This is a genomic window from Bacillus sp. AF23 (assembly GCF_020861455.1).
GTDB classification, from domain to species: Bacteria; Bacillota; Bacilli; order Bacillales; family Bacillaceae; genus Bacillus; species Bacillus halotolerans.
This window is the reverse complement of record NZ_JAJHVY010000015.1, coordinates 365698-383329: the sequence shown is the minus strand read 5'-3', so window position 1 is coordinate 383329 and position 17632 is coordinate 365698. Positions and strand designations below refer to the sequence as shown.

At 43.3% G+C, this 17632-nt stretch carries 15 protein-coding genes; all 15 read left to right on the top strand.

All coding sequences use genetic code 11. The features are described 5' to 3' along the window. Nucleotides 1–71: 71 nt before the first annotated feature. The 15 genes from pnp (at nucleotide 72) to LNN34_RS07085 (ending at nucleotide 17541) form a co-directional block, all read left to right on the top strand. Nucleotides 72–2189, top strand: a complete 2118-nt coding sequence (gene pnp, locus LNN34_RS07155; RefSeq protein WP_044155857.1) for a polyribonucleotide nucleotidyltransferase — start codon at nucleotides 72–74, stop codon at nucleotides 2187–2189. Nucleotides 2190–2305: 116 nt separating this feature from the next. Next, complete coding sequence (locus tag LNN34_RS07150; RefSeq protein ID WP_229043042.1) at nucleotides 2306–3265, top strand: polysaccharide deacetylase family protein; 960 nt, start codon at nucleotides 2306–2308, stop codon at nucleotides 3263–3265. 38 nt (nucleotides 3266–3303) lie between these two features. Then, nucleotides 3304–4533: a M16 family metallopeptidase gene (locus tag LNN34_RS07145; RefSeq protein WP_044155855.1), complete on the top strand. Its 1230-nt coding sequence runs from the start codon at nucleotides 3304–3306 to the stop codon at nucleotides 4531–4533. A gap of 78 nt (nucleotides 4534–4611) precedes the next feature. Continuing rightward, nucleotides 4612–4869 carry a YlmC/YmxH family sporulation protein gene (locus LNN34_RS07140; RefSeq protein ID WP_010334291.1) on the top strand — a complete coding sequence of 86 codons (258 nt, stop codon included), beginning with the start codon at nucleotides 4612–4614 and terminating at the stop codon, nucleotides 4867–4869. Nucleotides 4870–5060: 191 nt separating this feature from the next. Further along, nucleotides 5061–5954, top strand: a complete 894-nt coding sequence (dpaA, locus tag LNN34_RS07135; protein ID WP_024121438.1) for a dipicolinic acid synthetase subunit A — start codon at nucleotides 5061–5063, stop codon at nucleotides 5952–5954. A 2-nt stretch (nucleotides 5955–5956) separates the two neighbouring features. Beyond that, nucleotides 5957–6559, top strand: coding sequence for a dipicolinate synthase subunit B (dpaB, locus tag LNN34_RS07130; protein WP_044155854.1), 603 nt, complete (start codon nucleotides 5957–5959; stop codon nucleotides 6557–6559). Nucleotides 6560–6683: 124 nt separating this feature from the next. Then, on the top strand, nucleotides 6684–7724 hold the full coding sequence (asd, locus tag LNN34_RS07125; RefSeq protein ID WP_024121440.1) for an aspartate-semialdehyde dehydrogenase: 1041 nt from the start codon (nucleotides 6684–6686) through the stop codon (nucleotides 7722–7724). Between the two features lie 91 nt (nucleotides 7725–7815). Next, a complete protein-coding gene (gene dapG, locus LNN34_RS07120) occupies nucleotides 7816–9030 on the top strand; it encodes an aspartate kinase (protein WP_059352919.1) in 1215 nt (404 codons plus the stop codon). A gap of 30 nt (nucleotides 9031–9060) precedes the next feature. After that, nucleotides 9061–9933 carry a 4-hydroxy-tetrahydrodipicolinate synthase gene (dapA, locus tag LNN34_RS07115; protein ID WP_024121442.1) on the top strand — a complete coding sequence of 291 codons (873 nt, stop codon included), beginning with the start codon at nucleotides 9061–9063 and terminating at the stop codon, nucleotides 9931–9933. Nucleotides 9934–10110: 177 nt separating this feature from the next. Continuing rightward, nucleotides 10111–11778 carry a ribonuclease J2 gene (gene rnjB / locus LNN34_RS07110; protein ID WP_044155851.1) on the top strand — a complete coding sequence of 556 codons (1668 nt, stop codon included), beginning with the start codon at nucleotides 10111–10113 and terminating at the stop codon, nucleotides 11776–11778. A gap of 115 nt (nucleotides 11779–11893) precedes the next feature. Further along, nucleotides 11894–12631, top strand: coding sequence for a translocation-enhancing protein TepA (gene tepA / locus LNN34_RS07105; protein WP_044155850.1), 738 nt, complete (start codon nucleotides 11894–11896; stop codon nucleotides 12629–12631). Further along, entirely contained in the window at nucleotides 12628–12840 is a 213-nt protein-coding gene (locus LNN34_RS07100) for a YlzJ-like family protein (protein ID WP_024121444.1), read from the top strand. Before tepA ends, LNN34_RS07100 begins: the two co-directional genes overlap by 4 nt. Before the next feature lie 129 nt (nucleotides 12841–12969). After that, complete coding sequence (locus LNN34_RS07095) at nucleotides 12970–15339, top strand: FtsK/SpoIIIE family DNA translocase (protein ID WP_229043041.1); 2370 nt, start codon at nucleotides 12970–12972, stop codon at nucleotides 15337–15339. A gap of 133 nt (nucleotides 15340–15472) precedes the next feature. Continuing rightward, a complete protein-coding gene (locus LNN34_RS07090; protein WP_059292764.1) occupies nucleotides 15473–16198 on the top strand; it encodes a GntR family transcriptional regulator in 726 nt (241 codons plus the stop codon). A gap of 134 nt (nucleotides 16199–16332) precedes the next feature. Then, nucleotides 16333–17541, top strand: a complete 1209-nt coding sequence (locus LNN34_RS07085) for an MFS transporter (RefSeq protein ID WP_229043040.1) — start codon at nucleotides 16333–16335, stop codon at nucleotides 17539–17541. Nucleotides 17542–17632 lie beyond the last annotated feature (91 nt).

The window sequence follows — 17632 nt, the reverse complement described above, 5'->3', positions numbered from 1 at the left end:
GTTCAATCCATTTCGTTCATAATAGGAGTAATTGATTATTTCACACAACGAAGAGAGGAGTTCGTAATCGTATGGGACAAGAAAAACACGTCTTTACCATAGATTGGGCCGGAAGAACGCTTACTGTTGAAACCGGCCAGCTTGCCAAACAGGCAAATGGTGCTGTTATGGTTCGCTACGGCGATACAGCAGTACTCAGTACAGCAACCGCTTCAAAAGAACCGAAACCGCTTGATTTCTTCCCGCTTACTGTAAACTACGAGGAAAGATTGTATGCGGTAGGTAAAATACCTGGCGGGTTTATTAAAAGAGAAGGACGTCCAAGTGAAAAAGCCATTTTGGCGAGCCGTTTAATCGACCGTCCGATCCGGCCTTTGTTCGCCGATGGATTCCGTAATGAAGTTCAAGTCATCAGCATCGTCATGAGTGTTGATCAAGACTGCTCTTCAGAAATGGCTGCTATGTTCGGTTCATCGCTTGCACTTTCTGTATCAGACATCCCGTTTGAAGGACCGATTGCAGGGGTAACTGTCGGACGCATTGATAATCAATTTGTTATTAACCCGACGGTTGATCAGCTTGAGAAAAGTGATATCAATCTTGTCGTTGCCGGAACTAAAGATGCAATTAACATGGTGGAAGCAGGAGCAGACGAAGTTCCTGAGGAAACGATGCTAGAAGCGATTATGTTCGGCCATGATGAGATTAAACGCCTGATTGCATTCCAAGAAGAAATTGTTGCAGCTGTCGGCAAAGAAAAATCAGAAATTAAGCTTTATGAAATTGACGAAGAGCTGAGTGAAAAAGTTAAGGCTTTAGCAGAGCAAGATCTGCTGAAAGCAATCCAGGTTCATGAAAAACATGCCCGTGAAGATGCCATTAATGAAGTGAAAAACACAGTTGTGGCAAAATTCGAGGATGATGAGCATGACGAGGAAACAATCAAACAAGTCAAACAGACTTTGTCCAAGCTTGTCAAAAATGAAGTGCGCCGCCTGATTACTGAAGAGAAAGTAAGACCTGACGGCCGCGGAGTCGATCAAATCCGCCCGCTTTCTTCAGAGGTTGGCCTCTTGCCGAGAACACACGGTTCCGGATTGTTCACAAGAGGACAGACTCAGGCTCTCAGTGTTTGTACGTTAGGTGCTCTCGGAGATGTGCAAATCCTTGATGGTTTAGGTGTCGAAGAATCGAAACGGTTTATGCATCATTACAACTTCCCGCAATTCAGCGTCGGGGAAACTGGACCGATGCGCGGACCGGGACGCCGTGAAATCGGACATGGAGCTCTTGGTGAGCGTGCGCTTGAGCCTGTTATTCCATCTGAAAAAGATTTCCCTTATACTGTCCGTCTTGTATCCGAAGTGCTTGAATCAAACGGTTCCACTTCTCAGGCAAGTATTTGTGCAAGCACACTTGCGATGATGGATGCCGGTGTACCGATTAAAGCACCAGTCGCAGGTATTGCAATGGGACTTGTCAAATCAGGCGAACATTATACTGTTCTGACTGATATTCAAGGCATGGAAGATGCGCTTGGAGACATGGACTTTAAAGTTGCCGGAACTGCAAAGGGCGTAACGGCGCTGCAAATGGACATTAAAATTGAAGGCCTCTCCAGAGAGATTCTTGAAGAAGCGCTTCAGCAGGCGAAAAAAGGAAGAATGGAAATCCTCAACAGTATGCTTGCTACATTAAGCGAATCAAGAAAAGAGCTTTCTCAATATGCGCCTAAGATTTTAACAATGGCTATTAATCCTGATAAAATCCGCGATGTCATCGGACCTAGCGGAAAACAAATCAATAAAATCATCGAAGAGACCGGTGTTAAAATTGATATCGAGCAGGATGGCACAATCTTTATTTCGTCGACAGTTGAAAGCAGCAACCAAAAAGCGAAGAAAATCATCGAAGACCTCGTCAGAGAGGTTGAAGTCGGCCAGCTTTACTTAGGTAAAGTAAAACGAATTGAAAAGTTCGGTGCTTTCGTTGAAATTTTCAGCGGAAAAGACGGTTTGGTGCACATTTCAGAGCTTGCGCTTGAGCGTGTAGGAAAAGTTGAAGATGTTGTCAAAATCGGAGACGAGATTCTTGTGAAGGTTACTGAAATCGATAAGCAAGGACGGGTCAACTTGTCTCGTAAAGCTGTGCTCCGTGAAGAGAAAGAAAAAGAAGAACAACAATCTTAAATGAAAACATGAAAGGAGCCTGGGAGACCCGGCTTCTTTATTTTGACGCTTTAAAAAGCAAGCGGGTTCTACCTTGTCCTTCTCCTTCATAATGTGAGGTGAGGGGGGGACAGAACATGTACAAAAAATTTGTACCGTTTGCCGTTTTTCTATTTCTTTTTTTTGTTTCATTCGAGATGATGAAAAATCCGCACACACTTGATTATATAGGGGCAATGAAACAAGATACGGTGACCGTCTCGGCGTCCAAAGACCCGTTATATGAAGAATTGCTTCAAAAGGCGCCAGATTATGAAGTAAAGCCTCAGAATGCAAGAATAGACAAGGTGTGGAAAAGCATTCCCGGTTACAATGGTTTAAAGGTCAATATTGAAAAATCATATAAAAAAATGAAAAAGCACGGTGATTTTCGGGAAAACGATTTAGTGTACAGTCAAGTAAAACCAAGTGTTCATCTTGAGTCTCTTCAGCCAGAGCCTATTTACAAAGGGAATCCGGAAAAACCGATGGTGGCTTTTTTAATTAATGCGGCATGGGGAAACGAATATTTGGAAAGAATGCTCCCTGTCCTTCAAAAGCATAACGTGAAGGCTACGTTTTTTTTGGAAGGCAATTGGGTGAAAAACAATGAACAGCTGGCTAAAAAGATTGCGGAAGAAGGACATGAAATCGGAAATCATTCATACAATCATCCGGATATGAGCAAACTGACTACAGGAAGAATTTCCGAACAGCTCGACAAGACGAATGAGCAAATAGAAAAAACGCTCGGCGTCAAGCCGAAATGGTTCGCTCCGCCAAGCGGGAGTTTCAGGAAAGCGGTTGTTGACATTGCAGCTGAGAAACATATGGGAACAGTGATGTGGACAGTTGATACAATCGACTGGCAAAAACCGGCTCCGTCTGCACTTCAAACGCGGGTGTTAAGCAAGATACATAATGGTGCCATGATTCTAATGCATCCGACCAATCCCACGGCGGAAAGTCTTGAAGCGCTGATTACAAAGATAAAAGATAAAGGATATGCGCTTGGAACAGTCACTGAACTAATGGATGAAACAAGACTGTTGAAGTAACAGGGCAGGCAGCCAGTCTTTGAATAGGAGGAACAAATTTGATTAAACGATATACATGTCAAAATGGTGTAAGAGTTGTGCTTGAAAATAACCCGACAGTCCGTTCTGTCGCGATCGGCGTTTGGATTGGTACAGGCTCGCGGCATGAAACACCGGAGATAAATGGGATTTCTCACTTTTTGGAGCATATGTTCTTCAAAGGGACGAGCACAAGATCTGCACGTGAGATAGCAGAATCTTTTGATCGTATTGGCGGTCAGGTCAATGCGTTTACCTCAAAGGAATATACCTGCTATTATGCAAAGGTGCTTGATGAGCATGCGAATTACGCACTTGACGTATTAGCAGATATGTTCTTTCATTCAACTTTTGATGAAAACGAGCTGAAAAAAGAAAAAAATGTGGTTTACGAAGAAATAAAAATGTATGAAGACGCGCCCGATGATATTGTTCATGATTTACTGAGCAAAGCCACGTACGGGAATCATTCTTTAGGCTATCCGATTCTAGGCACAGAGGAAACGCTTGATTCCTTTAACGGCGACTCTCTCAGACAGTACATGCATGATTATTATACGCCGGACCGTGTCGTCATTTCTGTAGCGGGTAATATATCAGAAAGCTTTATAAAAGATGTAGAAAAATGGTTCGGATCATACGAGGCAAAGGGCAAAGCGACAGGTCTTCAGAAGCCCGGATTCCATACAGAAAAACTCACGAGAAAAAAAGAAACAGAACAAGCCCATTTATGTCTGGGATTTAAAGGGCTGGAAGTCGGTCATGAAAAAATTTATGATTTGATCGTCCTTAATAATGTGCTCGGAGGCAGCATGAGCAGCCGCCTGTTCCAAGATGTTCGTGAAGATAAAGGGCTCGCTTATTCTGTTTACAGCTATCACAGCTCATATGAGGACAGCGGCATGCTCACTATTTATGGCGGAACAGGTGCAAATCAGCTTCAGCAGCTGTCAGAAACCATTCAAGAAACCCTTGCAACATTAAAGCGCGACGGCATAACGCCGAAAGAGCTGGAAAACAGCAAGGAGCAAATGAAGGGAAGCTTGATGCTGAGCTTAGAAAGCACAAACAGCAAAATGAGCCGAAACGGTAAAAATGAACTGCTGCTCGGAAAACACAAAACATTAGACGAAATTATTAATGAATTAAACGCTGTAAACTTAGAACGTGTCAACGGTCTTGCCAGAGAAATGTTTACGAATGACTATTCTCTGGCTCTTATCAGCCCTTCCGGCAATATGCCGTCATAAATCCGAAATGCCTGCCCTGAAACGGAGCAGGCATTTTTTTATCCTTTTGATCATACATAGTACAAGGGGGTGACAGAGATGCGGCTCAGTGAATTATCCGGGAAGGAAATTGTCGACATCAAAAGAGCTGAACGGCTGGGAGTACTGGGGCAGACCGATTTAGAAATCAATGAACAGGATGGTCAGATCACAGCGCTCCTCATTCCGACAGTCAAATGGTTTGGTTTGAGAAAACACGGTCAAGACATTCGTGTCCCCTGGAATCATATTCAAAAGATCGGATCAGATATGATCATTTTAGATGTCCCTGAGGAAATTTCTCCTCACCAAGAGTAACTATAGAAAAAGCCCACCTCTGCAGGTTATGGGCTTTCATGAAAACATCCAAACATCGGCTGAGTCTGCCGATGTTTTTTTGTGTGAAAAAAGCGTATGTTTTAATTCACCGCTATTTCCTTTTGATCATAAGATGAAGGGGAGCTTAACAGCTAGGGATCCAGTATATACAAAGAAGGTGAACGTTTAACATGTTAACCGGATTGAAAATTGCAGTTATCGGCGGTGACGCAAGACAGCTCGAAATTATTAGAAAGCTCACTGAACAGCAGACTGACATCTATCTCGTCGGTTTTGACCAATTGGATCACGGTTTTACCGGAGCTGTAAAATGCAATATTGATGAAATTCCTTATCAGCAAATAGACAGTATCATTCTTCCTGTGTCTGCGACAACAGGAGAAGGTGTCGTATCAACCGTATTTTCAAATGAAGAAGTTGTTTTAAAACAGGAGCACCTTGACCAAACGCCTGCACACTGTGTCATTTTCTCAGGGATTTCTAACGCCTATTTAGAAAACATTGCAGCTCAAGCAAACAGAAAACTTGTTAAGCTGTTTGAGCGGGATGACATTGCGATATACAATTCTATTCCGACAGTAGAAGGAACCATCATGCTGGCCATTCAGCACACAGATTATACGATACACGGATCTCAGGTGGCGGTTCTCGGGCTGGGACGCACCGGAATGACGATCGCCCGTACATTTGCCGCGCTTGGAGCGAATGTAAAGGTCGGGGCAAGAAGTTCAGCGCATCTGGCGCGCATCACCGAAATGGGGCTCGTTCCGTTTCACACTGATGAACTCAAAGAGCATGTCAAAGATATAGATATTTGTATTAATACCATACCGAGCATGATTTTGAATCAAACTGTGCTTTCTCGCATGACACCGAAAACCTTAATATTGGATCTGGCTTCACGTCCCGGCGGAACCGATTTTAAATATGCTGAAAAACAAGGGATTAAGGCACTCCTTGCCCCTGGTTTGCCGGGGATTGTCGCTCCTAAAACAGCAGGGCAGATCCTCGCCAATGTCTTGAGCAAGCTTTTGGCTGAACTACATGCTGAGGAGGGGAAATAAGAATGTCGTCACTAAAAGGGAAAAGAATCGGATTTGGACTGACCGGCTCGCATTGCACATATGAAGCGGTGTTTCCGCAAATTGAGGCGCTAGTCAATGAAGGAGCGGAAGTTCGGCCGGTTGTCACATTTACTGTAAAATCGACTGATACACGCTTTGGAGAAGGAGCAGAATGGGTTAAAAAGATTGAAGACCTTACCGGATATGAGGCAATTGATTCAATTGTAAAGGCTGAACCCCTCGGGCCAAAGCTTCCGCTGGACTGCATGGTAATTGCTCCATTAACTGGAAACTCGATGAGCAAGCTCGCCAACGCTATGACAGACAGCCCTGTACTGATGGCTGCAAAAGCAACAATCAGAAACAATCGGCCGGTCGTTCTCGGTATATCAACAAATGACGCTCTCGGTTTAAACGGCACAAACCTAATGAGGCTCATGTCTACCAAAAATATCTTCTTTATTCCATTTGGGCAAGACGATCCCTTCAAAAAACCGAATTCAATGGTTGCCAAAATGGATCTGCTTCCTCAAACCGTTGAAAAGGCGCTGATGCATCAGCAGCTTCAGCCGATTCTCGTTGATAATTATCAGGGAAATGACTAATATACAGAAAATCTTTCCCAAACAAAAAAATTCGGTCATCACCCGCATATTCTATGGTAAAATAAAACGTAAAATTATAGTCAAATCAATTCAATGAAGCTGATTGGCGGAAGGAGTTTTACAGATGGGAAGAGGTTTACACGTAGCTGTTGTCGGAGCGACAGGAGCTGTAGGACAACAAATGCTTAAAACACTTGAAGACAGAAATTTTGAAATGGACACACTTACATTGCTATCTTCAAAACGCTCTGCGGGTACCCAAGTCACATTTAAAGGCCAAGAGCTGACTGTACAGGAAGCTTCTCCTGAAAGCTTTGAAGGAGTAAATATTGCTTTGTTCAGCGCCGGCGGAAGCGTATCACAGGCATTGGCACCCGAAGCTGTAAAACGCGGCGCTATTGTTATAGATAATACAAGTGCGTTCCGTATGGACGAAAATACACCGCTTGTTGTGCCTGAAGTTAACGAGGCAGACTTGCACGAACACAACGGCATTATTGCCAACCCTAACTGCTCTACAATTCAAATGGTGGCTGCGCTGGAACCGATCCGCAAAGCTTACGGCTTAAACAAAGTTATCGTATCAACTTACCAAGCGGTATCAGGAGCGGGAAATGAAGCTGTAAAAGAGCTGTACAGCCAAACAGAGGCGATTTTGAACAACGAAGAAATCAAACCAGAGATTATGCCTGTAAAAGGGGATAAAAAACACTATCAAATCGCTTTCAATGCGATTCCGCAAATTGATAAATTCCAAGATAACGGCTATACGTTTGAGGAAATGAAAATGATAAATGAAACGAAAAAAATCATGCACATGCCTGAGCTTCAAGTAGCGGCTACATGTGTGAGACTTCCGATTGAAACCGGCCATTCAGAGTCCGTTTACATCGAAGTAGACCGAGATGACGCTACTGTGGAAGATATTAAAAATCTATTAAAAGAAGCTCCTGGCATTACACTTCAAGACGACCCGAGCCAGCAGCTTTATCCGATGCCTGCCGATGCAGTCGGCAAAAACGATGTGTTTGTAGGCCGCATCCGCAAAGACTTGGACAGAGCAAACGGTTTTCATTTATGGGTAGTTTCTGATAACCTATTAAAAGGCGCAGCATGGAACTCTGTTCAAATTGCAGAAAGCCTGAAAAAACTAAACCTCGTATAAAAGAAAGAATTTCCCAAAGACGAATAGAAGAGAGTAAGGCGCAAATAGCCTGCTCTCTTCTGTTACGTCCGAATAATTTGGAGTGAAAACAGTGAAGATAATTGTTCAGAAGTTTGGCGGGACATCTGTAAAAGATGACAAAGGACGTAAACTGGCTTTAGAGCACATTAAAGAAGCAATCAGTGAAGGATATAAGGTTGTCGTTGTCGTTTCTGCGATGGGCCGGAAGGGTGATCCGTACGCAACAGACTCTCTGTTGGGACTGCTTTACGGCAACCAGTCTGCGATTTCCCCGAGAGAGCAGGATCTGCTTTTATCATGCGGAGAGACGATTTCTTCTGTCGTCTTTACGAGCATGCTGCTGGATAACGGTGTAAAAGCATCTGCTCTGACAGGGGCTCAGGCTGGCTTCTTAACGAATGATCAGCATACAAATGCGAAAATCCTTGAAATGAAACCGGAGCGTTTATTCAGTGTGCTTGCGAATCATGACGCAGTAGTCGTCGCAGGATTCCAAGGCGCTACTGAAAAGGGCGATACAACAACGATCGGAAGAGGGGGCAGCGATACGTCTGCAGCTGCACTTGGGGCGGCAATTGACGCTGAATACATCGACATTTTCACAGATGTTGAAGGTGTGATGACTGCTGATCCGAGAGTAGTGGAAAACGCGAAACCGCTTCCTGTAGTAACATATACAGAAATCTGCAACCTGGCGTACCAGGGAGCGAAAGTGATTCATCCGCGAGCTGTGGAGATTGCGATGCAGGCTAAGGTTCCGATTCGCGTCCGCTCAACATATTCCAAAGATAAAGGCACATTGGTGACATCACATCATTCTTCCAATGTCGGCAGTGATGTTTTTGAACGGCTGATTACCGGAATTGCCCATGTCAAAGATGTCACACAGTTCAAAGTGCCTTCAAAAATCGGTCAGTATAACGTTCAGACTGAAGTTTTTAAAGCGATGGCGAGTGCAGGGATCAGCGTTGATTTCTTTAACATTACACCTAGTGAAATCGTTTATACGGTGGCTGGGAACAAGACGGAAACAGCTCAGCGCATCTTAATGGATATGGGTTATGACCCGATGGTGACGAAAAACTGCGCAAAAGTTTCGGCGGTCGGTGCCGGTATCATGGGCGTCCCGGGTGTAACGTCTAAAATTGTGACAGCTCTATCAGAGAAAGAGATTCCTATTCTGCAGTCGGCGGACAGCCACACGACCATCTGGGTGCTTGTCCATGAAGAGGACATGGTTCCTGCTGTAAACGCTTTGCATGAAGTGTTTGAACTTTCTAAGTAAATGTGATTGAATCATGATGAGGTGAAAAAAATGAATTTCGGAAATGTGTCTACAGCTATGATTACACCTTTTGACAATAAAGGGAATGTAGACTTTCAAAAATTGTCTACACTGATTGATTACTTGTTGAAAAACGGAACAGATTCTTTAGTGGTAGCGGGAACAACAGGAGAATCTCCAACCCTTTCAACAGAAGAAAAAATAGCGCTATTTGAATATACGGTCAAAGAAGTGAACGGCCGGGTGCCTGTCATTGCGGGTACTGGCAGCAACAATACGAAAGATTCCATTAAGCTGACCAAAAAAGCTGAGGAAGCAGGCGTAGATGCGGTGATGCTTGTTACGCCGTATTATAATAAACCTTCACAAGAAGGAATGTATCAGCATTTTAAAGCTGTTGCTTCTGAAACATCTCTTCCGGTTATGCTGTACAATGTGCCGGGCCGCACCGTTGCTTCTCTTGCTCCTGAGACGACAATCCGTTTGGCGGCGGATATTCCGAATGTTGTTGCGATTAAAGAAGCGAGCGGAGATCTCGAAGCGATTACAAAAATTGTTGCGGAAACGCCTGAAGATTTCTCCGTTTATTCTGGGGATGACGCCTTGACGCTTCCTGTTCTGTCAGTAGGAGGAAGAGGTGTCGTTTCAGTCGCAAGCCATATCGTAGGCTCTGATATGCAGCAAATGATCAAAAATTATACAAATGGGCAAACAGCTAACGCGGCACTGATTCACCAGAAACTGCTGCCGATTATGAAGGAACTGTTTAAAGCGCCTAACCCGGCTCCTGTGAAAACAGCTCTTCAGCTGAAAGGCCTTGATGTCGGTTCAGTGCGTCTGCCTCTCATCCCATTAAACGAAGATGAACGTCTGAGCTTAAGCAGCGCGATCAGCGAACTGTAAGAAAAGTTTCATACAGTGAAACAAACGCGGTCATTCTCATTTCACCTGAGTTTGACCGTTTCTTATACATATTGGTTTTCCCTAAACCTTCTGCTTTATCTTGTTTTCTAAATTTACTTTCAGTTATAATAGGAACAAGTGATGATGGACGGGTATGAGACTAGGAGGATATAGATTTTGAAAAAGAAAAATACAGAAAACGTTAGAATTATCGCCCTTGGCGGTGTCGGAGAAATTGGGAAGAACCTTTATGTCATCGAAATTGATTCAGACATTTTTGTCGTTGATGCCGGCCTAATGCATCCAGAAAACGAAATGCTCGGTATTGATGTGGTGATTCCTGACATATCATATTTGATTGAACGATCTGACCGCGTTAAGGCTATCTTTTTAACACATGGGCATGATGAGAATATCGGCGGCGTTTTTTACTTATTAAACAAGCTGTCTGTTCCTGTATACGGAACAAAGCTGACGCTTGCACTATTAAGAGAAAAATTAAAACAATACGGACATAACCGAAAAGCTGATTTAAGAGAAATTCACTCAAAATCTGTCATTACATTTGAATCAACAAAGGTATCGTTCTTTAATACGATCCACAGTATCCCTGATTCAGTAGGCGTCAGTTTAAAAACATCACTTGGATCTATTGTATGCACGGGAGACTTCAAATTTGACCAAACACCCGCACTTAATCAATCGTGCGACATTGGCGAGATTGCCAAAATCGGCAACAGTGGCGTACTTGCTCTGCTTTCTGACAGTGCTAATGCAGAACGACCGGGTTACACCCCTTCGGAAGCTGCTGTCAGCGGAGAGATTTCGGACGCACTGTACAATTCAGAGAACCGGGTAATCATTGCCGTTTTCGCATCCAATATTAACCGGATTCAGCAAGTCATTCATGCAGCGGCTCAAAATGGCAGAAAGATTGCCATTGCCGGAAAAAACCTTCAATCGATCCTTCAGCTTGCAAGAAAGCTTGGATATATTGAAGCAGATGATGAACTGTTTATTTCAATTCAGGATGTCAAAAAATATCCGAAGCGTGAAGTAGCGATTGTAACTGCCGGCAGCCATGGTGAACCGTTGGCAGCTCTGACAAGAATGGCAAACAAAGCTCACAAGCAGCTGAATATCGAAGAAGGGGATACAGTTGTCATTGCATCCACTCCGATCCCTGGGCAGGAACTCATTTATTCTAAAACAGTAGATTTGCTTGCCAGAGCCGGCGCACAAGTCATTTTTGCCCAAAAGCGTGTGCATGTATCTGGACACGGCTCACAGGAAGAGTTAAAGCTGATGATCAATCTGCTTAAACCAAAATATTTAATTCCTGTTAACGGCGAATACAGAATGCAAAAGGCTCATTCGAAAATCGCTGAAGAAATCGGCATGAAGCGCAGTGATATCTTCTTAATTGAAAAAGGAGACGTTGTCGAGTTCCGCGGCCAAAACGTAAAGATCGGTGATAAAGTGCCATACGGCAATATTTTAATCGACGGTTTAGGTGTAGGCGACATCGGAAATATTGTGCTGAGAGACCGCCGCTTACTTTCACAAGACGGCATACTGATTGTTGTCATTACACTTGATAAACAAAAGAAACATCTTGTATCAGGTCCTGAGATTATCACACGCGGTTTTGTTTATGTAAGAGAGTCTGAAGGCCTTATCGTACAGGCTACTGAGCTTGTACGCTCTATCGTGACAGAAGCAACTGAAACATCAAACGTTGAATGGTCAACGCTTAAGCAGGCAATGCGAGATGCTTTGAACCAATTCCTATATGAAAAAACAAAACGTAAACCGATGATCATCCCAATTATTATGGAAGTCTAATGTAAACGTAAGACCGGACCTGTTCCGGTCTTTATTTTTTTGCCTGTTAAGCCGGGATTGAATTGAAGATCTTTGTTCATAATACAAAGAGAAACTCGGAAAGGGTGAAAGCGAAATGGATCATCGTATGGAAAATACAGAAGAAGAACGTCCTGAAAAAAATGATGCGAAAGACAGCATTATGAATAAAATACAGCAGCTAGGAGAAACGACACTTCCGCAGCTGCCGCAAGATACAAATATTCATTGTCTGACCATTATCGGACAAATAGAAGGCCATGTTCAGCTGCCTCCGCAAAACAAAACAACAAAATATGAACATGTAATCCCGCAAATCGTTGCCATTGAGCAGAATCCAAAAATTGAAGGTTTGCTTATTATATTAAATACAGTCGGCGGAGATGTAGAAGCAGGTCTTGCAATTGCTGAAATGCTTGCGTCTCTGTCAAAACCGACCGTCTCCATTGTACTTGGCGGAGGACATTCCATCGGTGTACCAATTGCGGTATCTTGTGATTACAGCTATATCGCTGAAACAGCTACCATGACGATTCATCCCGTTCGTCTGACGGGACTGGTGATCGGCGTGCCTCAAACCTTTGAGTACTTGGATAAGATGCAAGAAAGAGTCGTTAACTTTGTAACAAGCCATTCAAATGTAGATGAAGATAAGTTTAAAGAGCTGATGTTTTCAAAAGGAAACTTAACACGCGATATTGGAACAAATGTCGTCGGCAAGGATGCCGTCGAGTATGGACTGATTGATCACGTCGGCGGAGTCGGACAGGCGATTCATAAATTAAATGAGCTGATCGAGGAAGCGAGAGAAGAAAAAGGGCGGATGATTCAATGATTTTGTATACCACGATGCCGCAGGAAATTGTTTTCGCGGAACAGAACCAACAGCCAAGTGCACACGAGCAAATTGAGTATAGAGGTGTTCCGCTTCTTGTCGAGATGAAAGGCAATGAAGCAGAGGTTATTCAAGTCATGAGCACTAATCCAATGCACTTTCTGCATCCGGATATTTCTCCGGGACAAAAGCTAAAATTAAACGTATAAGATTCCGGCCCTTTTTTAAGGGCAAAATATGCTATAATAGGGGAATCCTACAGAAAAACGCAGCCAGTAAACGGCTGCTTTCTTCATTATGTATGAACTTACATTTTTTAACGCAGTAAGGTGATGAGTGTGGCAAAGAAAAAAAGAAAATCGAGAAAAAAACAGGCAAAACAGCTCAACATAAAATTTGAATTGAACGGATTGCTGTGCATTGCTATCTCAATTATTGCCATTTTACAGCTTGGTGTAGTGGGACAAACCTTTATCTACTTGTTCCGTTTTTTCGCTGGTGAGTGGTTTATTTTATGCTTGTTAGGCTTATTCGTTTTAGGGGTTTCCCTATTTTGGAAGAAAAAAACGCCGAGTCTTTTAACAAGACGAAAGGCTGGGCTGTACTGCATCATTGCAAGCATATTGCTGCTTTCTCATGTACAGCTGTTTAAAAATTTGACGAACAGAGGATCTATTGAGTCTGCCAGCGTGATCCGCAATACATGGGAATTATTTTTAATGGACATGAATGGAAGCTCTGCTTCACCTGATTTAGGCGGGGGGATGATCGGAGCGCTTCTGTTTGCGGCTTCACACTTTTTGTTTGCATCAACTGGTTCTCAAATTATGGCGATTGTAATGATTTTGATCGGAATGATTCTGGTCACGGGGCGTTCTCTTCAAGAAACACTGAAAAAGTGGATGAGCCCGATCGGCCGTTTCATCAAAGAACAATGGTTTGCTTTTATTGATGATATGAAATCAGTCAAAACAAATATGAAATCATCGAAAAAAGCGAAAGCCAATACCAGTAAGAAACAAAAGCCGGCGCGCAAAAAACAGCAAATCGAGCCAGAGCCCGCTGCTGAAGAAGAGGAGCAGGAAATGGTATCGCCTCTCATTCATTCAGAGCCGATTATCTCAAGCTTTTCAGACCGGAATGAAACGGAAGAGCCTCCGGCAGCTGCAGTAAAACAAATTGAGCCGGCCACAGAACCGCTTCAGGAAAATCAGTCCGAGGCTGACCATAATGAAACGGCTGCTGCTCCGCCAATGACTTTTACAGAACTTGAAAATAAAGATTATCAGATGCCGTCATTAGATTTATTAGCTGATCCGAAGCATACCGGCCAGCAGGCTGATAAAAAAAATATTTATGAAAATGCCAGAAAGCTTGAACGCACCTTCCAAAGCTTCGGCGTAAAGGCGAAAGTGACACAGGTTCATCTTGGGCCGGCTGTCACGAAATATGAAGTGTATCCGGATGTCGGAGTGAAGGTAAGCAAGATAGTCAACCTAAGTGACGATTTAGCGCTTGCGTTAGCTGCAAAAGACATCAGGATTGAGGCGCCTATTCCAGGTAAATCTGCTATCGGCATAGAAGTGCCAAACGCGGAAGTGGCTATGGTATCGCTGAAGGAAGTGCTTGAGTCAAAACTTAATGACAGACCTGATGCAAAACTGTTAATCGGACTTGGTCGTAATATTTCGGGTGAAGCTGTGCTTGCTGAATTAAACAAAATGCCTCATTTGCTTGTCGCAGGCGCGACCGGAAGCGGAAAAAGTGTCTGTGTCAACGGCATTATTACAAGTATTCTGATGCGCGCTAAACCGCATGAAGTGAAAATGATGATGATTGACCCAAAAATGGTTGAACTGAATGTGTACAATGGGATTCCGCATTTGCTTGCTCCGGTGGTAACTGACCCGAAAAAAGCATCACAAGCTTTGAAAAAGGTTGTCAATGAAATGGAACGTCGGTACGAATTGTTTTCTCATACCGGAACAAGAAATATTGAAGGGTACAATGATTATATAAAACGCTCCAATAATGAGGGAGAGGCAAAACAGCCAGAGCTGCCGTATATCGTGGTCATTGTGGACGAGCTAGCTGATCTCATGATGGTAGCTTCATCTGATGTAGAAGACTCGATTACGAGATTGTCCCAAATGGCACGGGCTGCCGGCATCCATCTTATTATTGCGACACAGCGTCCGTCAGTTGACGTCATTACAGGGGTCATCAAGGCAAATATTCCGTCACGAATCGCATTCAGTGTCTCTTCACAGACGGACTCAAGGACCATTCTGGATATGGGGGGCGCTGAGAAGCTTTTAGGACGAGGAGATATGCTGTTTTTACCTGTCGGGGCTAATAAACCTGTCCGTGTACAAGGAGCATTTTTGTCAGACGAAGAAGTAGAGCAGGTCGTGGATCATGTCATTACGCAGCAAAAAGCTCAATATCAGGAAGAAATGATTCCTGAAGAAATAACGGAAACCCATACTGAGGTTACCGATGACCTTTATGATGAAGCCGTCGAATTAATCGTCGGCATGCAGACTGCATCCGTATCGATGCTGCAAAGAAGGTTCAGAATCGGGTATACGAGAGCGGCACGCCTGATTGATGCAATGGAAGAACGCGGCGTAGTTGGCCCGTATGAAGGCAGCAAACCAAGGGAAGTCTTAATATCAAAAGAAAAACATGATGAGCTCTCTTCTTAAATGAAGGGGGTTCAGTAACAATAATAACATTATGTAAACTGTACACCTTTTTATTTATTTTTTCGACAAAACATGATATAGTTGTCCCAATTGTTCAATAATTTTTATCGAAAGTGGTTTACGGAGGGGAAACATGTCTACAAAAGCTGATAATCGGCACTTGTATTTAAAAGTGATTGAACGAATAAAAGAGGATATTAAAAATGGAATCTACACTGAGAAAGAAAAGCTCCCTTCTGAATTTGAGCTTTCCAAAAAGCTTGGTGTCAGCCGGGCGACTTTGCGTGAAGCACTGCGGATATTGGAAGAAGAGCATGTGATTATCAGAAGGCATGGTGTAGGAACTTTTGTCCATTCTAAGCCGTTATTTCTTTCGGGCATTGAACAGCTGAACAGTGTAACCAAGATGATTGAACAGGCTAATATGATTCCAGGAACGATTTTTCTTTCATCTCAAGTGCTTATGCCGTCTGATGATGATATCAAGAGATTTCATCTGACATCAGGCCAGGAAGTTTTTTATCTTGAACGTGTCAGAACGGCAAACGGGCAGCCGATTGTGTATTGTATTGACAAAATTCCGATGGATATATTGCCGGATTCTTTTTCTCACCAGCAAGAGTCTATGTTTGACCTGCTTGAGAAAAATTCAGGCTCTGTGATCAGCTACGCCGTAACTGATATTGAGCCGATCGGCTATCATGATACGATTTCTCCAGTGCTGGAATGCGATCCGGAAACAGCTCTTTTGCTGTTAAAACAAACGCATTACGATCAGCATGATAAACCGGTGCTTTATTCATTAAATTATTTCAGAGCCGACAAATTCAGATTCCATGTTTTGCGTAAACGTTTCTAAAACAGACGCCTGTGATGTGTCTGTTTTTTTATTTGCCTGGTTTATGTTTCTTTGTACATACTTTTACTGCTGTTAACGCAAGATATAAAGGATGACAAAGTGAATGGGTGAAAATGTTGAAAGAAAAAATAGGAATGAAAAATATTATTGCTCTGGCTTCCGTACCGCTTGTTATGACATTAGGGAACTCCATGCTGATTCCCGTGCTTCCGATGATGGAGAAAAAGCTGTCGGTCAGTTCATTTCAAGTGTCATTAATTATCACTGTATATTCGGTGGTAGCGATCATTTGCATTCCGATCGCGGGGTACCTGTCGGATAGATTTGGCAGAAAAAAAGTGCTGCTCCCATGCCTTCTTATTGCGGGAATAGGGGGAGCTGTGGCTGCTTTTGCTTCGACATATATAGACAATCCTTACGCTATGATCTTGGTCGGACGGGTTCTTCAAGGCATCGGATCAGCGGGTGCAGCTCCCATCGTCATGCCGTTTATCGGCGATCTGTTTGAGGGGGATGATGAAAAGGTCAGTGCCGGTCTTGGCGATATTGAGACCGCTAACACCTCCGGAAAAGTGCTGAGTCCCATACTGGGTGCCTTACTTGCTTCCTGGTACTGGTTCGTCCCGTTTTGGTTTATTCCGTTTTTCTGTTTGATCAGCTTTTTGCTCGTATTGTTTCTGGTCGAAAAGCCTGAAGAAGATGAGGATGCACCTACAATTTCAGAGTTCCTCAAGAATGTGCGGAAAATCTTTAAACAGGATGGACGCTGGCTCTACACAGTTTTTATTATTGGGTGCGTCATTATGTTTTTATTATTTGGCGTATTATTTTACTTATCAGATACGCTAGAGAATAAATATACAATTGACGGAGTGGCCAAAGGCGGGCTGCTGGCGATACCTCTTTTATTCCTGTCCAGCAGTTCTTTTATAGCGGGTAAAAAGATCGGCAAAGATAAGGCAAGAATGAAATTTTGCGTCGTTACAGGGATGATTATGTTAAGCCTGTCTTTTATCGGCTTGTGGTGGAACCACAGTTTTTATTTTTTATTTATCTTTTTGAGCTTTGGGGGAATTGGAATCGGAATGGCGCTTCCTGCTCTAGATGCGCTGATAACAGAAGGGATTGAGAGTGAGGAATGCGGAACTATTTCCTCATTTTATAATAGTATGCGCTTTATTGGAGTAGCTCTCGGGCCGCCTGTGTTTGCGGCATTGATGTCTAATGCAAGCTGGCTTATCTTCATTCTTTCCGCGTTTTGCGGGATTATTTCCTTATTTCTGGTGCTCTTTAATGTAGATGCTAAAAAAAGTGAAGAAGAAAAAAACTTAGGGACGGTTTGACACACCGTCTTTTTTTGCTGAGAAGAATAGCGAATCTCGGCAGAAAACTCTTTTTTATTTCCAATAGCGGACGAACAATTAATACGTAAGA